The organism is Cupriavidus sp. GW822-FHT03E04, assembly GCF_058801495.1.
This window is the reverse complement of record NZ_JBXANI010000001.1, coordinates 35,604-57,193: the sequence shown is the minus strand read 5'-3', so window position 1 is coordinate 57,193 and position 21,590 is coordinate 35,604. Positions and strand designations below refer to the sequence as shown.

Here is a 21,590-nt window from a genome sequence, read left to right as displayed (position 1 = left end):
GTAGTGCATTACTTGTAGCAGTAGCAAAAGGAGACACAGACCCATGCAACGCCGCCATTTCCTCGCCCATGCGGGCGCGCTCGCCGCCACCGCGGCTACCCTGGGGCTGGCCAGCGCGCCGGCCCTGGCGCAGGCGGACAATTTCCCGCAACGGCCGATTCGCCTGATCATCGGCTATACCGCGGGCGGTTCCACCGACCTGCCGTTCCGCGTGCTGGCGGAAAACGCTTCCAAGATCCTCGGCCAGCCGGTGATCATCGAGAACAAGCCTGGCGCCGGCGGGGTATTGCCCGCCCAGCTGATGCAATCGACCCAGCCGGACGGCTACACGCTGGCGCAGGTGGCCATGCCGGTCTACCGCCTGCCGTACACCACCAAGATCAACTGGGATCCGGTCAAGGACTTGTCGTACGTGATCAACCTGGCCGGCTACTCGTTTGGCCTGGTTGTGCCGGTGGATTCGCCGATCAAGACCATGCAGGACTACATCGCCTACGCCAAGGCCAACCCGGGCCGCCTGACCTACGGCTCGCCGGGCTCGATGACCACGCTGCACCTGACCATGGAAGAGCTGGCCATGAAGCAGAACGTGCAGTTCTCGCATATTCCGTACAAGGGCAACTCGGAATCGATGCAGGCCCTGCTGGGCGGGCACGTGATGTCGGTGGCGGACACCCCGGCCTGGGCACCGTACGTGGAGTCCGGCAAGCTGCGCCTGCTGTCGACCTGGGGCGAGAAGCGCTCGGCGCGCTTCCCCAATGTGCCGACGTTGAAGGAGCTGGGCCTGGGCATCGTGCAGACCTCGCCGTTCGGCGTGGTGGCACCCAAGGGCACCGATCCGAAGATCGTCAAGAAGCTGCACGACGGCTTCAAGAAGGCCATGGAAATGCAGAACTACCGCGATGCGCTGGCCAAGTTCGACATGGAGCCGTTCTACATGAGCAGCGAGCAATACGCGCACTTCGCCGCCGATACGGTCAAGAAAGAGAAGGCCATCATTGACAAGCTGGGGCTGAACAAGCCGCAATAAGCGTGACTTAGCCGCTTTATGCCGGCGCCGCCCTGTCCGGGGCCGGCGCCGTTTTCATATCAGGCCGATATCTGGCTGGCAATCAAGGAGGGACGCTGACATGGCGAAGGAAGATTTCCGTCACAGCATGCCGCTGCGCGTGCGTTGGGCCGAAGTGGATCCGCAATCGATCGTGTTCAACGCGCATTACCTGACCTACTGCGATATCTGCGTGACGGAGTACTGGCGGGCGGTTGGGATCCGGTATCCGGAGGATGTGCTGCACGCGCACGGCGTGGATATCTTCGTGGTGAAGTCCACGCTGGAGTATCACGCGTCCGCGCGCTTTGACGACATGCTGGAGATCCGGGGGCGGATTGCGCGCCTGGGCCGCTCCAGCATGTTGTTCCGCGTGGAGATGTACCGCGGCGACGAGCACCTCGTCACGGGCGAGATCGTCTATGTCTGCGCGGATCCCGCTACGCAGAAGTCGGCGCCGATTCCGGGACCGGTGCGGGAAACGATCACGGCGTATGAAATGGTGAAGCCGGACGCTTGATCTGTCCGGCTTTCGTGGTTTCAGGTGTGGCAGCGTTGGCCTGCGTGCAAGCCAGCGCCGCCAAGACGCGTCTGCGGGTTCAACGCGCCGCTATGCCCGCATCCTCGATATAAGCCCGGATCACTGCATCGAAATCCTCGTCGCCCTGGAACCCCAGCGCCAGCGCGCGCTCCGTATTCCATGCGGCAGGCCAGGTGCCGACGATATTCTCGATGCGCGCCTCGCGCTCCCAGCTCACGCGATTCGCCACGGTGTCGCCGGCCACGCGTCGCAACGCCGCCACCATCTCCTTGGGCGTGACCGACAAGCCGGGCAGGTTCACCGTCCGGCGTTCGCCAAGCTCGGCACCATCGATCTCCATGCCCCGCGCCAGCGCGGCAATCGCCCCGCGCGGGGACAGTAGCCACAGCGGCGTTTCCGGCGAGACCGGGCAATTGGCGGCAACGCCTGCCAGTGGTTCGCGGATGATGCCGCTGGCGAACGACGATGCCGCGGCATTGGGCTTGCCTGGCCGCACGCTGATGGTCGGCAGGCGCAGCACGCGGCCGTCGATAAAGCCGCGGCGGCTGTAGTCCGACAGCAGCAGCTCGCCGATGGCCTTCTGCGCGCCGTAGGAGGATTGCGGATTGAGCGCGGTATCGTCCTGCACCACAGCGGGCAGGGTGCCGCCGTACACCGCCACCGAACTGGTGAACACCACGCGTGGCCGGCTGCCATGTTTCACGTGAAGCGCCCGGCAGGTTTCCAGCAACGCGCGCGCGGCATCCAGGTTCACGCGCATGCCCAGGTCAAAATCCGCCTCGGCCTGGCCGCTGACCACTGCCGCCAGGTGAAACACCGCGCCGGTGTGTTCGTCGATCGCCTGCGCAAGCACGGCGGGATCCGACAAGTCGCCGGTGACCACGCGCACGCGCGTGTCGTTCAGCGCAGGCGGTGCTACCACGTCGAGCAGCGTCAGGCCCGCGATGGCGACGGGCTTGCCGTCGATGTCCAGGGTGCCGCGTTTTAACAGCTGGCGGGCCAGTTGCAGGCCAAGAAAGCCTGCCCCGCCGGTGATCAGTACTTGCATGTTCGTTTTCCTGTTGTGCCGCCGTGGGCGGCATGGAGACAGCGGCCGCTCAGGCCTTCAAGTAAGGCTTGAGCCAGCCCAAACCCGCCGAGGTACCGGCGCGCGGACGATACTCGCAGCCGATCCAGCCGTCATAGCCAAGGCCATCGATCACGTCGAACAGGTACGGGTAGTTCAGCTCGCCCAGGTCCGGCTCGTGGCGCTCGGGCACGCCGGCAATCTGGATGTGGCCGATGCCGGCAAAGTCGCGCTTGAGCTTGACGGCAAGGTCGCCTTCCACGATCTGGCAGTGGTAGCAGTCGAACTGCACCTTCAGGTTGGCCGCGCCCACTTCCTTGCAGATGGCTTGGCCGTCGTCCTGGCGGTTGAGGAAGTAGCCGGGCATGTCGCGTCCGTTGATCGGCTCGATCAGGACCGTGATGCCTTGTGCAGCCGCAGCCTGCGCGGCATGCGCCAGGTTTTCCAGGTAGCAGGCGCGATGGCGCCCGTGGTCCGCGCCGGCCGGCACCAGGCCGGCCATCACGTGGATCTTGTCATTGCCGATCACGGCAGCGTATTCCAGTGCGCGGCCGAAGGCGTCGCGGAATTCGGCTTGGCGCCCGGGCAGGGCGGCCATGCCGCGCTCGCCGGCAGTCCAGTCGCCCGGCGGCGCGTTGAACAGCGCTTGCGCCAGGCCGTTGGCGTCGAGCCGCGCGCGGATTTCCGCGGCAGCGTGCTCGTACGGGAAGAGATACTCCACGGCCTTGAAACCGTCTGCCGCTGCGGCGGCGAAGCGATCCAGGAAGGCGTGCTCGGTGTACATCATCGACAGGTTGGCGGCAAAACGCGGCATGCGGTGCTCCAGGAGAAGTGCGTTGTTCTTGGGTTCTTGTGTTCTTGAGTTCTTGGCCTAGCGGTTGACCAGCTTGGCCGGCGTGAACCAGACCAGCCCGGCGCCGAGCACCAGCATGCCCGACAGCACATACATGCTCGACTGCGTGCTGTGGGTGAGGTCGGTCAGGTAGCCCACCATGTACGGTGCCACAAAGCCCGCCAGGTTGCCCACCGAATTCACCACCGCAATGCCCGAGGCAGCGGCCAGCCCGGACAGGAAGGCGGTGGGCAGCGACCAGAACAGCGGGGCGCAGGTCAGCACGCCGGCGGCGGCGAGCGACAGCGCGGCAATGGCCACCACGGTATTGTGGGTATACGAAGCGGCAATGGCAAAGCCCACCGCGCCCATCAGCGCCGGCACGATCAGGTGCCAGCGGCGTTCGCGCCGGGCGTCGGCGCTGTGGCCGAGGAAGTTCATCACCACGATGGCGCAGATAAACGGAATCGCGCTGAGCAGGCCGATATTGAGGTTGCCGGTAACGCCGCTGGTCTTGACCAGTGTGGGCATCCAGAACGTCAGCGCATATTGCCCGGTGACAAAGCAGAAGTAGATCATGCACATCCACCAGACGCGGCTGTCCTTGAACACGGCGCCGAGCGAGTGGCCGGTGCCCGAGGCGCCAGCCTGGCGCGCGTCTTCCTCGATATTGCGCTTGAGCACGCGCTTCTCGTTGGCGTCCAGCCACGGCGCCTGGTCGATGCCGTTCTTGAGCACGAACACGGTGACGATGCCGATCAGCAGCGCGGGCAGGGCCTCGATCAGGAACATCCACTGCCAGCCGCGCATGCCGCCGTAGTCATGGAAGGCATCCATGATCCAGCCCGACAGCGGGTTGCCGAGCATGCCAGCCACCGGGATGCCCGACATGAACAGCGCGATCATCTTGGCGCGCCGGTTGGCCGGATACCAGTAGGTCAGGTAGAGGATCACACCGGGATAGAAACCCGCCTCGGCCAGGCCGAGCAGGAAGCGCATGATGTAGAAGGTGGTGGGCGTCTTCACGAAGACGAACAGCGCCGAGATGATGCCCCACGTGATCATGATCCGTGCGATCCAGACGCGCGCGCCGAGCTTGTGCATCAGCAGGTTGCTGGGGACTTCGAACAGGAAGTAGCCGATGAAGAACAGCCCGGCGCCAAGGCCGAACACGGTTTCGGAAAACGCCAGGTCCTGCGCCATCTGCAGCTTGGCGAAGCCCACGTTGACGCGGTCCAGGTAAGCGATGACGTAGCACAGCATCAGGAACGGCATGATGCGCCAGAACACCTTGCTGTAAGCGCGTTTCTCGATGTCGCGGTCGATGTCTTGGCCGGCGCCGGTTAGCGCGGCCTGGGTGGATGCATGCATGGTTGTCTCCGTATATCGGTTTGGTCCCGGCTTGGTTCCAGCTTGGTTCCGGATTGATTTCCGTTGTTAGCGGCAAACCGGGGGCGAACGCTGCCCTTGCCGCGGCCCAGGCGTTAGCGAGGGCGGGCGGCGGGCGGTTCTGCTTTGCTTGTGTTTTTGTTGTTAGGGCTTTGTCGTACCTGCGCGCGTGGTCCCTACCAGCGCGCCTTGAACGTATCGCGCAGTTCGGCCAGCGCTTGCTCGTCGAGCGGGTCAGGCTTGTCCTTGAGCATCAGCCAGAGCTTGGCGGTTTCTTCAAGTTCCTCGAGCGCGAAGGCGGCGCGCGAGACGGTGGCCTCCCACACCACCGGGCCGAGGCGCGCGAGCAGCACGCCGCGCACTTCGGCGGCAAGCTGGGCAACGCGCGCCGCCACCGCCGGGTCGCCCGGGCGATGGTAGGGAATCAGCGGGATATGCCCGACCTTCATCACGTAGTAAGGCGTGATCGGCGGCAGCACATCGTCCGGTTGCCAGGCGCCCGCCAGGCTCAGCGCCACCAGGTGGGTGGAGTGCGTATGCACCACGCCATGGGCCTGGGGGTTGTTGTCGTAGATGGCGCGGTGCAGGGTCAGCGTCTTGGACGGCTTGTCGCCGGCCACCCAGTTGCCGCCGCTGTCCACCTTCGCGATGGCGGCCGGGTCCAGCATGCCCAGGCAGGCATCGGTCGGCGTGATCAGCCAGCCGTCTTCCATGCGCGCGCTGATATTGCCGGCGCTGCCGACGGTGTAGCCACGCTGGTAGAGGCTGGCGCCGATGCGGCAGATTTCTTCACGCAGGCTGGCTTCGGTGCTCATGCTTGCCCTCCAAGCTGGCGCAGCGCTTCGTCAAAGAAGTCCACACCGCCGAAATTGCCGGATTTGAGCGCCAGCGCCAGCGGCTGCGCTTCCAGCGTGACGGTGGCGGGCACGCCCGGCGCGATCTGCGTGCCGATGCGCAGGGCTTGCACGCCCAGTGCCTGCACCACCGCGCCCGAGGTTTCGCCGCCGGCTACCACGAAGCGGCGCGTGCCGCGTGCTTTCAGCGCGGCGGCGATGTCCGCCAGTGCCTGCTCGACCAGATGGCCGGCGCGCTCCACGCCGAGGGCGGCCTGCACCGATTTGACCTCCTGCGGCGTGGTGGTGGCGTAGAACAGTACCGGCTCCGCATGGGCGCCCGCCAGGGCCAGCGCCTCCTCAACCACGGGTGCGCCTTGCGCCAGCGCGAGCGGGTCGATGCGCAGGGCGGGGCGCTTGGCCACAAGCCATTGCGCCACCTGCGCATTGGTCGCCTTGGACGCGCTGCCGGCCAGCACCACGGCCGGCCCGGCCACCGGCGCCACTTTGTCGGCATCCGCGCGTTGCGGCAGCGAGCCGGCGCGGCGGAAGTTGGCGGGCAGGCCGAGCGCCAGGCCCGAGCCGCCGGTGAGCAACGGCAGGTCAGCGCACGCCTCGCCTAGCGTATGCAGGTCGGCATCGCCTACGGCGTCGGCAATCGCCAGTTTCACGCCATCGCCGCGCAAGGTGGCCATGGCCTGGCGGGCCGCGTCGCTGCCGCGCGCCACGGCGTCGTAGCGCAGCAGGCCCACCTTGGCCTGGCTCTGGCGCTGCAGCACGCGGACCAGGTTGGCGTCATGCATCGGCGTGAGCGGGTGGTTCTCCATGCCCGACTCATTGAGCAGGACATCGCCCACGAACAGGTGGCCGCGGAAGATGGTGCGGCCGTTCTCCGGGAATGCCGGGCAGGCGATGGTGAAGTCGCTGCCAAGCGCCGCCAGCAGGGCCTCGGTCACCGGGCCGATATTGCCGGCGTCGGTGGAGTCAAAGGTGGAGCAGTACTTGAAAAAGAACTGGCGGCAGCCCTGGGCTTGCAACCAGCGCAGCGCGGCCAGCGATTGCTCGATGGCATCGGCCGCCGGGATGGTGCGCGACTTGAGCGCGACCACCAGCGCATCGGCCTGCTCCACGCCGGGCAGCGCCGCGCCGCCCGCCGGCACGCCGATGGTCTGCACGGTGCGCATGCCGTTGCGCACCAGCGTGTTGGCCAGGTCGGTGGCACCGGTGAAGTCGTCGGCGATGCAGCCAAGCACGGCGCGCGAGGAAGGGTTCTGTGCAGTCATGCTGGCTTGCCTCACTCAGCCTTCTTCGCCGGCAACTCGATGCCGGGAAATATCTTGATCACGGCGGAATCGTCCTCGCCGCCGTGTCCCGCGCTGGACGCCATCATGAACATCTGGTGCGCCGCGGCCGACAGCGGCAGCGGGAACTTGCTGGTGCGCGCGGTATCGAGCACCAGGCCGAGGTCCTTGACGAAGATATCGACCGCGGACAGCGGCGTGTAGTCGCCCGACAGGATATGCGGCACGCGGTTCTCGAACATCCACGAATTGCCCGCGCTGTGGGTGATGACCTCATACAGGGCATCGGCATCCACGCCTTCACGCAGGCCCAGCGCCATGGCTTCTGCCGCCGCGGCGATATGCACGCCCGCCAGCAACTGGTTGATGATCTTCACCTTGGAGCCGGCGCCATGCGCGTCGCCCAGCCGGTAGACCTTGCCGGCCATGGCAGCCAGCACGTCCTCGGCCAGTGCATAGGCCTCGGCCGGGCCTGAAGTCATCATGGTCATTTCGCCGCTGGCGGCGCGGGCGGCGCCACCGGAGACCGGTGCGTCCAGCAGCAGGATGCCGCGCTCGCCCAGCCGCTTGCCCAGTGCCTCGGCGAAGCCCGGCGGCACGGTCGCGCTGGCGATCACCAGCGTGCCGGGGCGCAGGCTGCTTGCCGCGCCTTGTTCGCCAAACAGCACAGCCTCGGTCTGCGCGGCGTTGACCACCAGCGTGACCACCACATCGCATTTGCCGCCGAGCTCGGCCGGGCTGGCGCAGGGGATGCCCCCCGCATCGGCAAAGCGCTGCAGCACGTCGGGCCGCAGGTCGCAGGCATGTACCTTGAAGCCGGCGCGCAGCAGGCTGTGCGCAACGCCGTTGCCCATCGCGCCGAGGCCGATGACGCCAATTGATTTGCTCATGAAGACTCCTGCCAGGGGGCGGTGATCAGCGGATCAGCGGATCAGTCGATCAGTGGGAAAGGCCGCGCGCGGGCGCGTCGGCAAGGTCGGTAGCGGTCTCGGGCTGTCCGCCATGGGACAGGCGCCGCGCCGCGTTGTACATATGGGTCTCGGCCGCGTTGCGCGCGGCCAGCGCGTCGCCGGCGCGGATGGCGGCCACGATGGCCTGGTGTTCCTCGCGCACCTGGCGCGAGAAATCCGCCCGGCGTGCCTCGTTGGTACGGGTCACGCGGGTGGCGGTTTCCAGGTACTGGCTCAGGAACGCCAGCGTCTTGAGAAAGAACGGGTTGCCGGTGGCTTCGGCGATGGTCCGGTGAAAGGCCACGTCGGCCGCCACGCCGTCGCCGCCGGCGGCCTCCTCGGCATCGATGCGCGCCAGTGCGGCGTCGATGGCCGTCATGCTGGCATCGGTGCGGTCGCGCGCCGCCTGTGCGGCCACCTCAGCCTCGATGGCCCGGCGCAGTTCCACGATCTGCAATACCGATTCGAGCGTGGCCACATCGGTGTAGTCGATCCGTAGCGGCCGGATGCCGGCCTGCTCGGTGACGAACACGCCGCTGCCCTGGCGCGATTCCACCACGCCTTCGTGGCGCAGCCGGGCGATGGCTTCGCGGATCACGGTGCGGCTGACGCCGAATTCCTCGGACAGTACCGCCTCCGTGGGCAGCTTGTCGCCACGGCCGAAGGCACCGCTTTCGATCTTCTCCAGCAGTTGTTCAGCAACGGTGTCTGTCAGGGCTCGGGCCGGGACTTTCTGGAACACGGGAGGCCTCAGGTGATTGGGTAATATGGTCATCATACAAATTTTCGGTGAAGAGTGCGGATCGGGAATTACCCCTATCCCTTTCTCCATGCGGCATTGCAGCAATGGTCGGCGTCGCTTGCCCCCGCCGTGGCCGGAGTATCATGGCGTCCGCCCCTCTGGCAGTTTTTTCACCGCTTTGCGCTTTGTGCACCGAACAACTATGACGATCACCATCCGCCTCGCCCCCTGGTCCGAAGCCCGCGATACCGCGCGCGCCATCCGCTATGCCGTCTTCGTCGAAGAGCAGGGCGTGCCGGTGGAGCTGGAATGGGACGAATGGGATGAGCCGAGCTGGCACGCCCTGGCGCTGGCCGAGGACGGCAGTGCGCTGGCCACAGGCCGCCTGCTGCCGGATGGCCACATCGGCCGCATGGCGGTGCTCAAGCCCGCGCGCGGCAGCGGCGTCGGCGCCAGGGTGCTGGATGCGCTGATGGCCAAGGCCGCGGAGCTTGGCTACCCTGAGCTGGTGCTCAATGCGCAGCGCTATGCGGCACCGTTTTACGCGCGTGTGGGCTTCGAGCAGGTCGGCGAGGAATTTGAAGAGGCCGGCATTGCTCACGTGGAAATGCGCAAATTGCTGCGCTGAACGCGACGGGCGGCTTGTCGTCAGGCGCGGGCCTGCCGAGCAAACAAGGGCCGCGCCAATAGGGCGCTCGCGCTGGCCGCCAGCCACACGGCCGCCCAGCCATAGCCGGCGGCTATCGCCGGGATCGCCAGCGGCACCAGGAAAAAGCCCGAAAATGCAAAGGTATTGCCCAGCCCGAGCGCGGTGCCTGCGCGGCTGGCGCCCGCGATCGTCGCCAGCTCGGTGAAGGCCACACCATGCCAGGCCGAAGTGCAGATGCCGCCCAGCACCAGGCATGCCATCAGCACCGGCGTCAGCAAGGCGTGCCAGCCCGGTGTGGCGGCACACAGCCAGGTCAGTCCCGCCAGCGTGGCGAACACAAGCAAGGTCAGCAAGCTGCAGGCGCGCATATAGGCGCGGCGGTTGCCATGGCGGTCGGTCCAGCGGCCGCTCCACACCCGCATGACGGCAGCGCCTGCCTGAACCGCCGCCACGGCCATGCCCGCCGCGGCAATGCCGATGTGGCTGAAATCGTGCAGGAAGATCGTTGCGAACGTCAGCACAGCCACTTGTGGCACGCACATCAGGCCCATGCCGCTCACCAGCCGCCAGACCTGCGCGCTTCTCAGCGGGCCGGGCCCTGCCTTGCCGGCCACGCTGCCTGCGGGCAACGTAGCGCGCGCCGGCTCGGCCGGCGGCTCGTGCATCCAGTGCCAGGCAAAGGCCGCGGTGACGCCGCAGAACACCGCCAGCGCGCCGTAGACGGCGGCAAAGCCAAAGGACTGCGCCAGCAGCGGCAGCATCAGCGCGCCAATCCCGCCGCCGGCGGGCACCGCGGTCTGGCGGATGCTCATGGCAAGGCCCCGTTCGCCTTCGCGGAACCATGCCATCACGGCGCGGCCGCTGGAGCCGTTGACGCTGCCACCCAGCAGGCCCAGACCCAACAGGCCTAGCGCCAGCATGGCATTGCCCGGGATATGGCCGGGCAGCGGCGCCACGAACACCGCCATCAGTGCCAGCCACAGCGCGGTGGCCATCAAGCCGGTCAGCAGCACGCGGCGGTCGCCCCAGCGGTCGGTCAGCAAGCCCCACGGCACTTCGCTCGCCGCAATGCCAAGTCCCATCATGCCCAGGCAAAAACCCAGCTCGCCATCGCTGATCCGGTAGCCGGCGCGCATCAGCACCGCGGTGGTGGGAATGCCCGAGAACGCTGCGGCAAAACTGGCATTGGCCGCGAAGCCGAGGGCCAGCACTTTCCAGCGATGGCCCGGGCCATGGCGTGGGGCGAGGGCTGCGCCGGCAGGGGCAGGCACAGCGGCAAACGGGAGCGGGGCGGGAGCGCGGGACACGGGATCATCCTTGGGAAAACGGCATAGGCAAGCCTTGACGCCCTGATTCTGCCGCCGCAGAATGATCCTGAATATCAGATAATTATTGATTAAACATCCCAAATAACAGGATGGTTTGACATGGCAGCGGTGAACTTCGACCTTGATGTACTGCGCAGCTTCGTCGTGGGCATGGAGCTCGGCAGCTATGCCCGGGCCGCCGACCGGCTGGGCCGCTCTACCTCGGCGGTTAGCGCCCAGCTCAAGAAGCTGGAGGAGCAGTCGGGCACGGCGATCTTTCGCAAGGCCGGGCGGGGACTGGCGCTGACGGAGGCGGGCGAGACCATGCTGGCCTATGCCCGCAGGCTGCTGGAACTCAACGACGAGGCCGCGGCCGCCGTGCACGGCGTGGCACTGGAGGGCTGGGTGCGGTTCGGCCTGCAGCAGGACTTTGGCGAGGTGCTGCTGCCCGAGGTGCTCGGCCGGTTCGCCCGCGCGCACCCCAAGGTGAAGATCGAGGCACGCGTGGCGCGCAACACCGAGCTGCTGGACAGCGTGGCCGCCGGCCGCCTGGACCTGGCGCTGGCGTGGGACGATGGCGTGCGCATGCCGCATGTGGAGCAGGTGGCGATGTTGCCGATGCGCTGGATCGGGCCCGCCGCCGCGCGTGCGCCGTGGCAGGGCGACGGACCGCTGCCCTTGGTGGCATTCGAGCCGCCATGCCGTTTCCGCTCGGCGGGCACGGCCGCCCTGGACCGCGCCGGCATTGCCTGGCGGGTGGCTTTCAGCAGCGCGAGCCTGGGCGGGTTGTGGGCAGGGGCGGGGGCTGGGCTGGGGCTGACCATCCGCACCGGCATGGGCTTGCCGCCGTCCGTGCGGGCCTGGGAGCCGGGCGAGGGCGGGCTGCCTGCATTGCCCTCGCTGGCACTGGCGCTTTACCGCAAGGATGCCGAACTGGAGGCACCCGCCACCCGGCTGGCAGGCATCGTGAGCGAGGCGGTTCGGGCTGCATTGCCGGCCAGGCTGGCGGCTGTGGCCTGAATGGAGCGATCACTTGCGGGGCTTGCAGCCAGCCGCCTACGCTGTACCATCGCGGTCTTTGTTTTTGCCGTCGCTTTCGCGTTGATCTTGTCTATGTCTGAAATCCGTTCCCGCCTGCTCCAGGCCCTGGCCGATGCCACGCCCGCCCTAGACCTCGACCGTGCGCCGCCGGGCGAGCCGCCCGCCGGCGAAGGCCTGCTCTCGGTATGGTTGCAGCCCTGGCTGGCGGAGCATTGCCTGGTCAAGGTGGACTGGCAGGATTTCAGCACGCTGGGCGTGCAGGCCGTGGCGCGCCTCGCCACGCTGCGCGCGGCGGGGGTCTCGGCCATCGATGTCGACGACCTCTACGACGAAGACGGCATTCCGCTAGGTGGCGACGACTTTGATTTCGATATGGAGCCCGCCGCGCTCTACCTGGCGCACGTCAACCGCGAACTGGCGCCGCACGGCATGCAATTGCTGGAGATCGGGCATTTCGAGGATGCATGGCTGCTGGCAGTGCGCAATGACCCCGCCGCGATCCGGGCGCTGAACGTGGCATTGCGCCCAACCGGCTTGGCGGCCCAGCAGTACTGAGCGCGCCCGCCTTAGCCTTAGCGCGGCGCTTGCACCGAGCCGGCGTCGCGGGCAACGCGCAGGTGCCCGCGGTAGGACACCTCGCCGGTGCGGCCGTTGGCGTCGAAGCTGCGTTCGCTAAGCTCGAAGCGGCCGTCATGGCGCACGCGCAGCACGGTGCTGGCGCGGGTGCCATAGCTGGGCGAGCGGATGAAGGCGGAGGACAGCAGTTTTTCCCACTCCGGGGTCACCCCCGTGCGCGGAAGCTCGAAATCCAAGGCCTGGCGATCGTTGGCCAGCAGGTCGAGATAGGGTTCGATGCTGGCGCCGGCCAGGCCGGTGTCGGCGGCGAGTGTTTCGGCGAGCGCGCCGACGCGGCTGCGCACCTTGGGCCACGGCGTATCCAGCAAGGCGTTGGACAGGCCATAGATGCCGGGCTTGAGGCGCTGCGGATAGGGCGAGGCGCCGCGGTTGCTGTACCACCATAGCTCGCGCAGGTTGCACGCCAGCAAATTGAAGCCGTTGTAGGCGCCGGTGCGGGGCACCAGCCCGGACAGATAGGATTGCGGATCGCTGTCGCCACGTAGGAATCCGGCAACCAGCTCACCGCGCGAGCGCGCATCGGTGCGTTTTTCGGACGGGGCGCGGTAGTTGGTCAGGGCGGCAAAGCGGCCGTCGCCGGCCAGGCCCATCCAGGTGCCTGGCTCGCCGATCACTTCCGCCATGTCGCGTCCGGCCAGCACCTGGGGGGCGTCTTCCCACCAATGCACGGGCGCCGCCGGGCGGGCATAGAACTCGTCGCGGTTGCCGGCCACCACCAGGGCATAGTCCGGGTGCGATTGCCAGGCCACCAGAATCAAGCACATAGCGCTTCCTTTGCTGCATTCACTGCGGTTGCCACATTCACTGCATTGACTGCGATTCAATCATCGGCTTCGTCATTCAGGGACCAGCGCGGCGGGGCCGTTCCACGGCAACGCTCAGAGCTGGTCGATATCGACAAAGCGCTCCACCTGCCGCTCGCCGCTGATCCACTGCTGCAGCCCGCTTTGCCGCCACAGCCCGTCGAGCAGCTGGTCGAAGGCTGGCGGCACATCGGCGTAGGCTTCCATCCAGGTCTGCATGCCGTCGCGCGCCTCGGGCCTGCGTAAGAGCGTACCACCAATTCCGCTCGCTTCGGCAACGGTCTCCATCCAGCGGTGCCAGTGCGCGATGGCCTCATCGGCACGGGCTTCCGGTACCCTGAAATAGACGTACAGGTGGTCGCTCATGGCTATTCCCAGTGTTGCCAGGGGTTCAGGCGGCGTCGCCGAAGGGGACCGCATAGGGCAGCTCGCCCACGCGCACCGGGCTGCCGGCAGCGCTGCCCAGGTGCAGGGCGCCACCCACCGCATCGATCTTCAGTTCGGCCAGGCCATCCCAGCCGCCTTGTGGCGCGGCGGCCGCATTGACCACCATGCCGCAGGGCTGCTCAGGATCCTCGGGGCGGAAGATCTCCGTGGCCGCGCCCGGCACCTCGCCTTCGCCGTGGATCAGCCACATGCGTCGTTTGAGCGTGCCGCGGTACTGACTGCGCGCAACGATTTCCTGGCCCGGATAGCAGCCTTTGCGAAAGCTCACGCCGCCGACCAGTTCCAGGTTGATCATCTGAGGCACGAATTGCTCCTGCGTGGCTGCGGCGATGCGCGGCACGCCGGCCTGCACCTCCAGCCAGTCCCACACCACGGCATCCACCGGCACCAGCTGCGCCGACAGCGCAGCCTGGACTTCGTCGGCCTGCTCGGCCGGCAGCACGACCTGCCAGCGTGGCAGGCCGGCGCCGTCGGGCAACCGGATCACGGTGGCGCTGGCGGCCGCGGCGCTGGCCCAGGGCTCGGCCGGGGCGGGCAGACCGGCCGCCTGCAGGGCGGTGGCGCCATTGGCACCTGCGACGCCCAGCACGGCGCGGGCCGGCGTGAGATCGGACAGCTTGGCCTTGGCGCGCAGCACGAACATCGACAGGCGCTTTTGGATAGCGGGCTGCAGGTCGGCGGACAACTGGAGGACGATGCCTTCCTCGTCACGCCACATCAGGAAGCTGGCCAGCAGCCGTCCCTTGGGCGAGCAGTAGCCGGCCAGGCGGGCGGTGCCGGCGTCCAGGTCATCCACGGCATTGGTCAGCTGGGTATGCAGGAAACTGCCGGCGTCTTCGCCGGCAACCCGGATCAGGCCCAGGTGCGCAGGTCGGCAGACGACTCCGCTTTGGCGCACGGCTTCGAACTGGGTGGCACGGTCTGGGGCAGGGGCATTCATGGCAGGTATCGCAAGCAAGGGGCGCACGGGAGCGCCGGATGGAAGGTGCAAGGAGCTACAAGCGGCTAAAGGTGCAAGGCTCCCGGTATTATATGAGGCTGTCGCCATTTCAGCCGGGATGCCCATGGTCGACACTGGGTGAGCCCGGCTTTGCCGCGGTGCATTGTGCGCCGCTACTTTCTCTTTTACATGAAACGTCTTTTCCTGCGGCTGCTGCTGGTCGCCGTGATTTTCACGATTGCCGCCGCCGGCGCCTTTGCCTGGTGGGCCAATCGCCCGCTCGCGCTGACAGCCTCGCCCATTGAGGTGGTGATCAAGCCCAATTCCAGCGTGGCCAGTGTTGGCCGCCAGATCCAGCGTGGCGGGGTGCAGATGGACCCCCGCCTGTTCGCGCTGCTGGTGCGGCTGACCGGCCATGGCGCCGACCTCAAGGCCGGGGGCTACGAGTTCGACAGCAGCGCCACGCCGCTGTCGGTGATCGGCAAGATCGCCCGGGGCGAGGTCAACCACTATGTGCTGACCGTCATCGAAGGCTGGGAATTCCGCAAGATGCGCGCCGCCGTGGATGCGCATCCGGCGCTCAAGCACGATAGCCGCGGCTTGTCGGACGCGGAGCTGATGAAGGCCATCGGCGCGCCGGAGCCGGCGCCAGAGGGCCTGTTTTTCCCCGACACCTACCTGTTTGCCCGCGGCAGCAGCGATCTCGAACTGTACAAGCATGCCTATCGCGCCATGCAGCGGCGCCTGACCGACGCCTGGAACGCCAGGGCGCCTGACCTGCCGTACAAGTCGCCCTATGATGCGCTGATCATGGCCTCGATCGTGGAGAAGGAAACCGGCCAGCAGGCCGAGCGAGCGCTGATTGCGGCCGTGTTCGTCAACCGCCTCAAGAAGGGCATGATGCTGCAGACCGATCCCACGGTGATCTACGGCATGGGCGAGGCGTTCGAGGGCAATATCCGCAAGCGCGACCTGCAGTCCGACACCCCTTACAATACCTACACGCGCAACGGCCTGCCGCCCACCCCGATCGCGTTGCCCGGGCTGGCCTCGCTGGCCGCCGCCACCGCGCCGGCCCCGTCCGACGCACTGTATTTCGTGGCGCGCGGCGACGGCAGCAGCCATTTCTCCAACTCGCTTCCCGAACACAACCGCGCGGTAGATAAATACCAGCGCGGCAAATAAGTCTCCCCATGCGCGGAAAATTCATCACATTCGAAGGCATCGACGGTGCCGGCAAGAGCACCCACGTGGAGTGGGTGGCGGACCGCCTGCGCGCCCGCCTGGCAGGTAATGCATCGGTCGTTACCACCCGTGAGCCCGGCGGCACTCCGCTTGGCGAGGATCTGCGGCAGTTGCTGCTGCACCGCAAGATGCATCTCGAAACCGAGGCCTTGCTGATGTTCGCCGCCCGCCGCGAACATATTGCCGAAGTCATCGAACCCGCGCTGACGCGCGGTGACTGGGTGGTTTCCGACCGCTTCACCGATGCCACCTTTGCCTACCAGGGCGGTGGCCGGGGCCTGCCGCGCGCACGGCTCGAAGTGCTGGAGACCTGGGTGCAGGATGGCCTGCAGCCCGATCTGACGCTGTTGTTCGATGTGCCGCTGGAAACCGCCAGCGCGCGCCTGGCCGGCGCACGCGAGCCCGACAAGTTCGAGGCCGAGTCGCGTGCCTTCTTCGAGCGCACGCGGCAGGAATACCTGCGCCGCGCGGCGGAATCCGCGCAGCGTTTCCGGGTCATCGACGCGACCCGGAGCATTCCCGAGATTCAGGTAGAGCTTGAGAAAATCCTCGCAACGCTTTGAATTGGCAGCGTGATTCGGGAATATTGATAGTGATGGGGTTGGCCGAGCCTGCCATCGCCTATTGCTCGCCCCACGTGCATAGTTACACGAAGTTTCAACCCTAACTCACTGATCCGCATGCTTTATCCCTGGCAGAAAGAAGACTGGCAACGGCTGAACGCGCTGCGCGAGCGGCTCCCGCATGCCTTGCTCATTCACGGCCAGCAAGGCATCGGCAAGCGCGACCTGGCGCTGCATTTTGCCCAGGGACTGCTGTGCGAGACGCCGCGCCCCGACGGGCAGCCTTGCGGCACATGCTCGGCCTGCCACTGGTTCAGCCAGGGCAACCACCCGGACTTCAGCGTGGTGCGCCCGGAGGCCATGGAGGCGACGGACGACGCGCAGACGGATGAAAGCGGCAAGAAGAAGGCGCCCAGCAAGGTCATCCGCATGGAGCAGGTGCGAGCCCTGATCGAAACGGTCGGCATCGGCACGCACCGCGCCGGCTTGCGCCTGGTGGTGGTGTATCCGCTCGACGCCTTGCAGCATGAGGGCGCCAACGCCTTGCTCAAGACGCTGGAGGAGCCGCCGCCGTCCACCGTGTTCCTGCTGGTGACCGACCGGCTGGATCGTGTGCTGCCCACCATCCTGTCGCGCTGCCGCCAGTTTTCCGTGCAACGGCCCACGGCCGATGCGGCCATGAGCTGGCTGAGCAGCCAGGGCGTGGGAGACGCCGAGGCGCAGCTGGCGCTGGCCGGTGGCTCCCCGCTGACCGCGCTGCATGCCGCCGAGGCTGAGGAGCAGCCGATGCAGCGCTGGCTGGTGAGCCAGCTTGGCGCAGGCGCTGGCTTCGATGCGCTGGCGGCGGCCGAGCAGGTGCAGAAGCTGCCGGTGCCGTCGGTGCTTGGCATCCTGCAGCGCTGGACGTACGATCTGCTGTCGGCCCGCTTGGCCGCAACGCCAGGGCCGCGTTATTTTCCGCGCGAGCAGGCAGCCCTGGCGCGTTGCGCACAGGCAACCGATGCGCACCGGTTGCAGGCGTTCTCCACGCGGCTGGTGGGCCATCGCCGCAGCGAGAACCATCCGCTGGCGGCTCGGCTGGTGATGGAGGCCGTGTTTCTGGAATACCGGCAGTTGTTTCAGTAAGCCCAAGACGTTGAACAAATCCAATATGGCCTGAAGGCCAACAGTCAGTAACAAGGGGTCAGTCATGAATACAGAGGTGACAGGGGCACGGGGCGCCAGCGTTCCCGGAGCCGCAGGCTTGGCCGCCGCCGGCGGTATCGGGGCGCCGACCGTCCCGGGTGCCGCTTCCCGGCCCAACGTGCTTTCGCTGTCGATCAAGGACCAGGCGGGCCTCTATGCGGCCTACATGCCGTTCCTGCACCGCGGCGGCATCTTTGTCCCGAGCAACCGGCCCTTCCGGCTGGGCGAGCAGGTCTTCCTGGTGCTTTCGCTGGTGGACCGGCCGCAGAAGTACCAGATTGCCGGCCACGTGGCATGGATTACCCCGGTCGGCACGCCCAACAAGACGCCTGGCATCGGGATTCACCTGCCGGATGACGACAACGGCCGCAACCTGCGCCGCGCGGTGGAAGAGATCCTGGGCAAGACCATTGAGTCCGGTCGGCCCAGTCAGACGTTATAACTGACTTCAGATTTGTGGTTTAAGTATTTGATATGGTTGATTTTTGCCAAATTTTCTGGCCCGTCCGAGAAGAAATTCAACAATGAGTGATTCCGCCTTTACCGTGCGGCCCGCGCTGCAGCGCGACCTGGCCAGCATCGTCGCCATCTACAACAGCACCGTCGCTTCACGCATGGTCACGGCGGACACCGAGCCCGTGGCGGTGGAATCGCGCCAGGCCTGGTTCGATGAGCATCAGCCGGAGCGGCGTCCGCTGTGGGTGGCCGAGGACGGTGAAGGGCGCATGGCCGGGTGGCTCAGTTTTTCCGACTTTTATGGACGCCCGGCCTACGGCGCCACCGCCGAAGTCTCGATCTACCTGGATGCCACCCGCCGCGGGCAGGGCCTGGGGCGCTACCTGCTGCAGCAGGCTATCGCGCATGCGCCGCTGATCGGGGTCAATACGCTGCTGGGCTTCATCTTTGGCCATAACGCGCCCAGCCTGGCCCTGTTCGCCTCGCTGGGCTTCGAGCGCTGGGGCAACCTGCCGCGCGTGGCTGTGCTCGATGGGGTCGAGCGCGACCTGATCATCCTCGGCCGGCATCTGACCAAGCCGGCCGAGTAGGAGCTCGCCAGCCAAGCGCCGCCAGGCACCGGGCACGCTGGCTCGCTGGCACGACCGGATACAATGGCGGGTGGCGCCGCCCGCGGCGGCGTCTCTATCCGGAAACCGCCCCAATGTTTGTCGATTCCCACTGTCATCTAGATTTCCCCGACCTGGCCGCGCGCCTGCCCGAATTGCTGGAGAACATGCGCGCCAACCAGGTATCGCATGCCCTGTGCATTTCGGTCACGCTGGAAGATTTTCCGCGCGTGCTGGCGCTCGCCGAGCAGCATCCGCACCTGTACGCCACCGTCGGGGTGCATCCCGACTATGAGGAGGGCGAGGAGCCCACGCTGGAGCGCCTGCTGACGCTGTCGGCGCATCCGCGGGTGGTCGGTACCGGCGAGACCGGGCTCGATTACTACCGGCTGGAAGGCCGCAGCATCGCGGACATGGAATGGCAGCGGGAGCGTTTCCGCACCCATATCCGCGCCGCGCGGCAAACCGGCAAGCCCCTGATCATCCATACCCGTTCGTCCGCCGAAGACACCTTGCGCGTGATGCGCGAGGAAAGCGCGGGCGAAGCCGGCGGGGTGATGCATTGCTTCACCGAGAACTGGGAGGTCGCCCGGCAATCGCTGGACGAGGGCTTCCACATCTCGTTCTCCGGCATCGTCACCTTCAAGAATGCGGTGGAGTTGCAGGAAACGGCGCGCAAGATCCCGCTGGACCGCATGCTGATCGAGACCGATTCGCCGTACCTGGCACCCGTGCCGTACCGCGGCAAGACCAACCAGCCCGCATGGGTGCGCCATGTGGGTGAGTTCATCGCCAACCTGCGTGGCATGCCGGTTGAGGCGCTCGCGGAACATACGTCGGATAATTTCTTCCGTCTTTTCAAGCATATAGATAGGAAATCTCATGCTTAACATGATTACTGTCCGACGCCTCGCCGCCGTTGCGGCCATGCTGGTGGGCGCCGTGGCCTGGGCCGCGCCTGTGGACGATATGCGCCATGCGGTGGAGTTCGATGACGTCAAGGCCGCCCAGAAGATGCTGGCGCGCGGAGTCGACCCCAACCTGGTGGATGCCAAGGGCAATCCCATGCTGGTGGTGGCATTGCGCGAGAAGTCGCTGAAGGTGGCGGAGGCGCTGATCCGCGCCAAGGACATCGATTTCGACAAGACCAATGCGGCCGGTGAGACACCGCTGATGATGGCCAGCCTGCAGAACGAACTGGACCTGGTCAAGCTGATGGTCGACCAGATGGAGGTCGAGATCAACAAGACCGGGTGGACGCCGCTGCATTACGCCGCGACCAACGGCAACAACGAGATCGTCAAGTTCCTGGTCGACCACGCCGCCTATATCGACGCGGAGAGCCCCAATGGCAGCACGCCGCTGATGATGGCGGCGCGCGGCGGGCATATCGAGACGGTCAAGTTGCTGCTGGACGAAGGTGCCGACATGCGCCTGAAGAACCAGCAGGGCATGACCGTGATCGATTTTGCCGAGCGCTATCACCAGAAGGAGATCGCGCAGGGGCTGAAGTCGCGCTGGCAGAAGCTGTATCCGCAGACGCCATTAAGCGCGCAGCCTCCGCAAAAGGGCTGGAACTGACTTAGTGAAAACGCGCCGGGCCAAAACCCGGCGCGTTTTTGCCTGGTTACTGCTCAGGCGATCGAGCGTTCAGGTGTTCAGGCGTCGTCGGCCAGGCGCACGCCGGTGAACTGCCAGCGCTGGTGCGGGTAGAAAAAGTTGCGGTAGCTGGCGCGGATATGCGACTCCGGCGTGACGCAGGAACCGCCGCGCAGCACCATCTGGCTGCACATGAATTTGCCGTTGTATTCCCCCACCGCGCCGGCGCTAGGCCGGAAGCCCGGGTAGGGCTGGAAGGGGCTGGCAGTCCATTCCCACACGTCGCCGAACATCTGCCGCAGCACGCCGGAGGTATTCTGGCGATCGGGCAGCGGCCGCAGCACGCGTCCCTCGACAAAATTCCCGGTAGCCGGCAGGTTGCGCACGGCGTGCTCCCATTCCGCCTCGGTCGGCAGGCGGCGCTCGGCCCAGCGGGCAAAGGCATCGGCCTCGTAGAAGCTGATATGCGTGACCGGGCTATCCGGATCCACCGGCTGCATGCCGCGCAGGCTCATTTGCCACCAGGTGCCTTCGCGCTCCTCCCAGTACAGCGGTGCCTCGATGCCGTGTTCGCACACCCAGCGCCATCCATCCGACAGCCACAGTCCGGCAGTCCGGTAGGCGCCATCCTCGATAAATTCAAACCACTGGTGGTTGCTGACCGGGTGCGAGCACAACTGGTAAGGCTGCAGGAGCACGTTGTGCCGCGGGCCTTCGCAATCGAAGGCAAAGCCGTCGCGGTCATGGCCGATGGCGACCACGCCACCGGCAAAGCGGATCCATTCCGCCGCCGGGCGCGGATCGGCGATCACGGGCGCCAGCAGCTCCGGCGCGAAGGCCGGCTTCAGTGGGTTTTGCGCGAACAGATGCAGGATGTCGGTCAGCAGCAGTTCCTGGTGCTGTTGCTCGTGGTTCAGGCCAAGCTCGATCAGCGCCGCCTCGGCATCGGTTTGCGCGCTGGTCAGCAGCCCGAGCATGGTTTCGTCGACCGCCTCGCGGTAAGCCAGGATCTCGTCGAGCGACGGCCGCGACAGCAGGCCGCGGCGTGGCCTCGGGTGGCGGGCGCCGACGGATTCGTAATAGGAGTTGAACAGGTAGCGATACTGCGGATCGACCGGCTCGTAGTCCGGGATACGCGCCGTCAGCACGAATTCCTCGAAGAACCAGGTGGTATGCGCCAGGTGCCATTTGGCGGGGCTGGCGTCGTCCATGGACTGTACCGTGGCGTCGGCGTCGGTCAGGTCGGCGACCATGGCTTCGGTAGCCGCGCGCACGTGGCGGTACTGGGACAGCAGGGCTGGCTCGTGCGGAGGATGCACGGCGCTGGCAGGCAGCAGGGCAGAGGACATGCGGGCTCCCGGATCGGACTATGCATCTGCCGCGGATGCCGCTTTGGGCGGCGGCTGGCC

24 protein-coding genes are annotated in these 21,590 nt (G+C 66.6%); 12 read left to right on the top strand and 12 right to left on the bottom strand.

The window, feature by feature from the left end; all coding sequences use genetic code 11:
* Positions 1-43 precede the first annotated feature (43 nt).
* Both AC1RQC_RS00265 and AC1RQC_RS00260 read left to right on the top strand, forming a co-directional pair.
* Complete coding sequence (locus AC1RQC_RS00265; protein ID WP_150990354.1) at positions 44-1,030, top strand: tripartite tricarboxylate transporter substrate binding protein; 987 nt, start codon at positions 44-46, stop codon at positions 1,028-1,030.
* 100 nt (positions 1,031-1,130) lie between these two features.
* Positions 1,131-1,568: a YbgC/FadM family acyl-CoA thioesterase gene (locus AC1RQC_RS00260; RefSeq protein ID WP_492376306.1), complete on the top strand. Its 438-nt coding sequence runs from the start codon at positions 1,131-1,133 to the stop codon at positions 1,566-1,568.
* Between the two features lie 79 nt (positions 1,569-1,647).
* Here the strand turns inward: AC1RQC_RS00260 and denD are convergent, their stop codons facing one another.
* The 7 genes from denD to AC1RQC_RS00225 all read right to left on the bottom strand — a co-directional run bounded on the left by denD (position 1,648) and on the right by AC1RQC_RS00225 (position 8,702).
* Positions 1,648-2,637 (bottom strand): D-erythronate dehydrogenase, encoded by a 990-nt coding sequence (gene denD / locus AC1RQC_RS00255; protein ID WP_492812607.1) that lies wholly within the window; start codon positions 2,635-2,637, stop codon positions 1,648-1,650.
* A gap of 49 nt (positions 2,638-2,686) precedes the next feature.
* The gene (otnI, locus tag AC1RQC_RS00250) at positions 2,687-3,469 is read right to left on the bottom strand and encodes a 2-oxo-tetronate isomerase (RefSeq protein WP_492376304.1); all 783 of its coding nucleotides are present in this window, start codon (positions 3,467-3,469) and stop codon (positions 2,687-2,689) included.
* 57 nt (positions 3,470-3,526) lie between these two features.
* Positions 3,527-4,858 carry an MFS transporter gene (locus tag AC1RQC_RS00245; RefSeq protein ID WP_492376303.1) on the bottom strand — a complete coding sequence of 444 codons (1,332 nt, stop codon included), beginning with the start codon at positions 4,856-4,858 and terminating at the stop codon, positions 3,527-3,529.
* Positions 4,859-5,052: 194 nt separating this feature from the next.
* Positions 5,053-5,691: a 3-oxo-tetronate 4-phosphate decarboxylase gene (otnC, locus tag AC1RQC_RS00240; protein ID WP_267603086.1), complete on the bottom strand. Its 639-nt coding sequence runs from the start codon at positions 5,689-5,691 to the stop codon at positions 5,053-5,055.
* Positions 5,688-6,992, bottom strand: coding sequence for a 3-oxo-tetronate kinase (gene otnK, locus AC1RQC_RS00235; RefSeq protein ID WP_492829935.1), 1,305 nt, complete (start codon positions 6,990-6,992; stop codon positions 5,688-5,690). The genes otnC and otnK overlap by 4 nt, the downstream gene beginning before the upstream one ends.
* 11 nt (positions 6,993-7,003) lie before the next feature.
* Entirely contained in the window at positions 7,004-7,900 is an 897-nt protein-coding gene (gene ltnD / locus AC1RQC_RS00230) for an L-threonate dehydrogenase (RefSeq protein ID WP_416048650.1), read from the bottom strand.
* 49 nt (positions 7,901-7,949) lie between these two features.
* Positions 7,950-8,702, bottom strand: a complete 753-nt coding sequence (locus AC1RQC_RS00225) for a FadR/GntR family transcriptional regulator (RefSeq protein WP_492376301.1) — start codon at positions 8,700-8,702, stop codon at positions 7,950-7,952.
* Between the two features lie 202 nt (positions 8,703-8,904).
* On the opposite strand from AC1RQC_RS00225, the gene AC1RQC_RS00220 reads away from it, so the two are divergent.
* Complete coding sequence (locus AC1RQC_RS00220) at positions 8,905-9,330, top strand: GNAT family N-acetyltransferase (RefSeq protein ID WP_492376300.1); 426 nt, start codon at positions 8,905-8,907, stop codon at positions 9,328-9,330.
* Positions 9,331-9,350: 20 nt separating this feature from the next.
* Here the strand turns inward: AC1RQC_RS00220 and AC1RQC_RS00215 are convergent, their stop codons facing one another.
* Positions 9,351-10,622, bottom strand: coding sequence for an MFS transporter (locus AC1RQC_RS00215; RefSeq protein WP_492829961.1), 1,272 nt, complete (start codon positions 10,620-10,622; stop codon positions 9,351-9,353).
* A gap of 156 nt (positions 10,623-10,778) precedes the next feature.
* Between AC1RQC_RS00215 and AC1RQC_RS00210 the strand changes: the two genes are divergently transcribed.
* Both AC1RQC_RS00210 and AC1RQC_RS00205 read left to right on the top strand, forming a co-directional pair.
* Positions 10,779-11,678 carry a LysR substrate-binding domain-containing protein gene (locus AC1RQC_RS00210; RefSeq protein ID WP_492812599.1) on the top strand — a complete coding sequence of 300 codons (900 nt, stop codon included), beginning with the start codon at positions 10,779-10,781 and terminating at the stop codon, positions 11,676-11,678.
* Between the two features lie 93 nt (positions 11,679-11,771).
* Positions 11,772-12,254, top strand: coding sequence for a hypothetical protein (locus AC1RQC_RS00205; RefSeq protein ID WP_492374855.1), 483 nt, complete (start codon positions 11,772-11,774; stop codon positions 12,252-12,254).
* Positions 12,255-12,271: 17 nt separating this feature from the next.
* Here the strand turns inward: AC1RQC_RS00205 and AC1RQC_RS00200 are convergent, their stop codons facing one another.
* From AC1RQC_RS00200 to ygfZ, 3 genes are all read right to left on the bottom strand, one after another.
* Positions 12,272-13,099 (bottom strand): NRDE family protein, encoded by an 828-nt coding sequence (locus AC1RQC_RS00200; RefSeq protein WP_477133963.1) that lies wholly within the window; start codon positions 13,097-13,099, stop codon positions 12,272-12,274.
* Positions 13,100-13,213: 114 nt separating this feature from the next.
* Positions 13,214-13,504 carry a DUF4936 family protein gene (locus AC1RQC_RS00195; RefSeq protein ID WP_150990383.1) on the bottom strand — a complete coding sequence of 97 codons (291 nt, stop codon included), beginning with the start codon at positions 13,502-13,504 and terminating at the stop codon, positions 13,214-13,216.
* A 25-nt stretch (positions 13,505-13,529) separates the two neighbouring features.
* Positions 13,530-14,525 (bottom strand): CAF17-like 4Fe-4S cluster assembly/insertion protein YgfZ, encoded by a 996-nt coding sequence (gene ygfZ, locus AC1RQC_RS00190; protein WP_492829937.1) that lies wholly within the window; start codon positions 14,523-14,525, stop codon positions 13,530-13,532.
* A gap of 189 nt (positions 14,526-14,714) precedes the next feature.
* On the opposite strand from ygfZ, the gene mltG reads away from it, so the two are divergent.
* The 7 genes from mltG to AC1RQC_RS00155 all read left to right on the top strand — a co-directional run bounded on the left by mltG (position 14,715) and on the right by AC1RQC_RS00155 (position 20,163).
* A complete protein-coding gene (mltG, locus tag AC1RQC_RS00185) occupies positions 14,715-15,710 on the top strand; it encodes an endolytic transglycosylase MltG (protein ID WP_492812594.1) in 996 nt (331 codons plus the stop codon).
* A gap of 8 nt (positions 15,711-15,718) precedes the next feature.
* Positions 15,719-16,333: a dTMP kinase gene (tmk, locus tag AC1RQC_RS00180; RefSeq protein WP_174426361.1), complete on the top strand. Its 615-nt coding sequence runs from the start codon at positions 15,719-15,721 to the stop codon at positions 16,331-16,333.
* A gap of 117 nt (positions 16,334-16,450) precedes the next feature.
* Complete coding sequence (locus AC1RQC_RS00175; protein WP_492374851.1) at positions 16,451-17,458, top strand: DNA polymerase III subunit delta'; 1,008 nt, start codon at positions 16,451-16,453, stop codon at positions 17,456-17,458.
* A gap of 64 nt (positions 17,459-17,522) precedes the next feature.
* Entirely contained in the window at positions 17,523-17,960 is a 438-nt protein-coding gene (locus AC1RQC_RS00170; RefSeq protein WP_236701899.1) for a PilZ domain-containing protein, read from the top strand.
* 82 nt (positions 17,961-18,042) lie between these two features.
* On the top strand, positions 18,043-18,564 hold the full coding sequence (locus AC1RQC_RS00165; protein WP_492812588.1) for a GNAT family N-acetyltransferase: 522 nt from the start codon (positions 18,043-18,045) through the stop codon (positions 18,562-18,564).
* A 113-nt stretch (positions 18,565-18,677) separates the two neighbouring features.
* Positions 18,678-19,472: a TatD family hydrolase gene (locus tag AC1RQC_RS00160; RefSeq protein ID WP_183036399.1), complete on the top strand. Its 795-nt coding sequence runs from the start codon at positions 18,678-18,680 to the stop codon at positions 19,470-19,472.
* A 1-nt stretch (position 19,473) separates the two neighbouring features.
* On the top strand, positions 19,474-20,163 hold the full coding sequence (locus tag AC1RQC_RS00155; RefSeq protein WP_492812668.1) for an ankyrin repeat domain-containing protein: 690 nt from the start codon (positions 19,474-19,476) through the stop codon (positions 20,161-20,163).
* A gap of 77 nt (positions 20,164-20,240) precedes the next feature.
* Here AC1RQC_RS00155 and egtB read toward each other — a convergent pair whose 3' ends face one another.
* Positions 20,241-21,530: an ergothioneine biosynthesis protein EgtB gene (gene egtB / locus AC1RQC_RS00150; RefSeq protein ID WP_492374847.1), complete on the bottom strand. Its 1,290-nt coding sequence runs from the start codon at positions 21,528-21,530 to the stop codon at positions 20,241-20,243.
* Positions 21,531-21,590 lie beyond the last annotated feature (60 nt).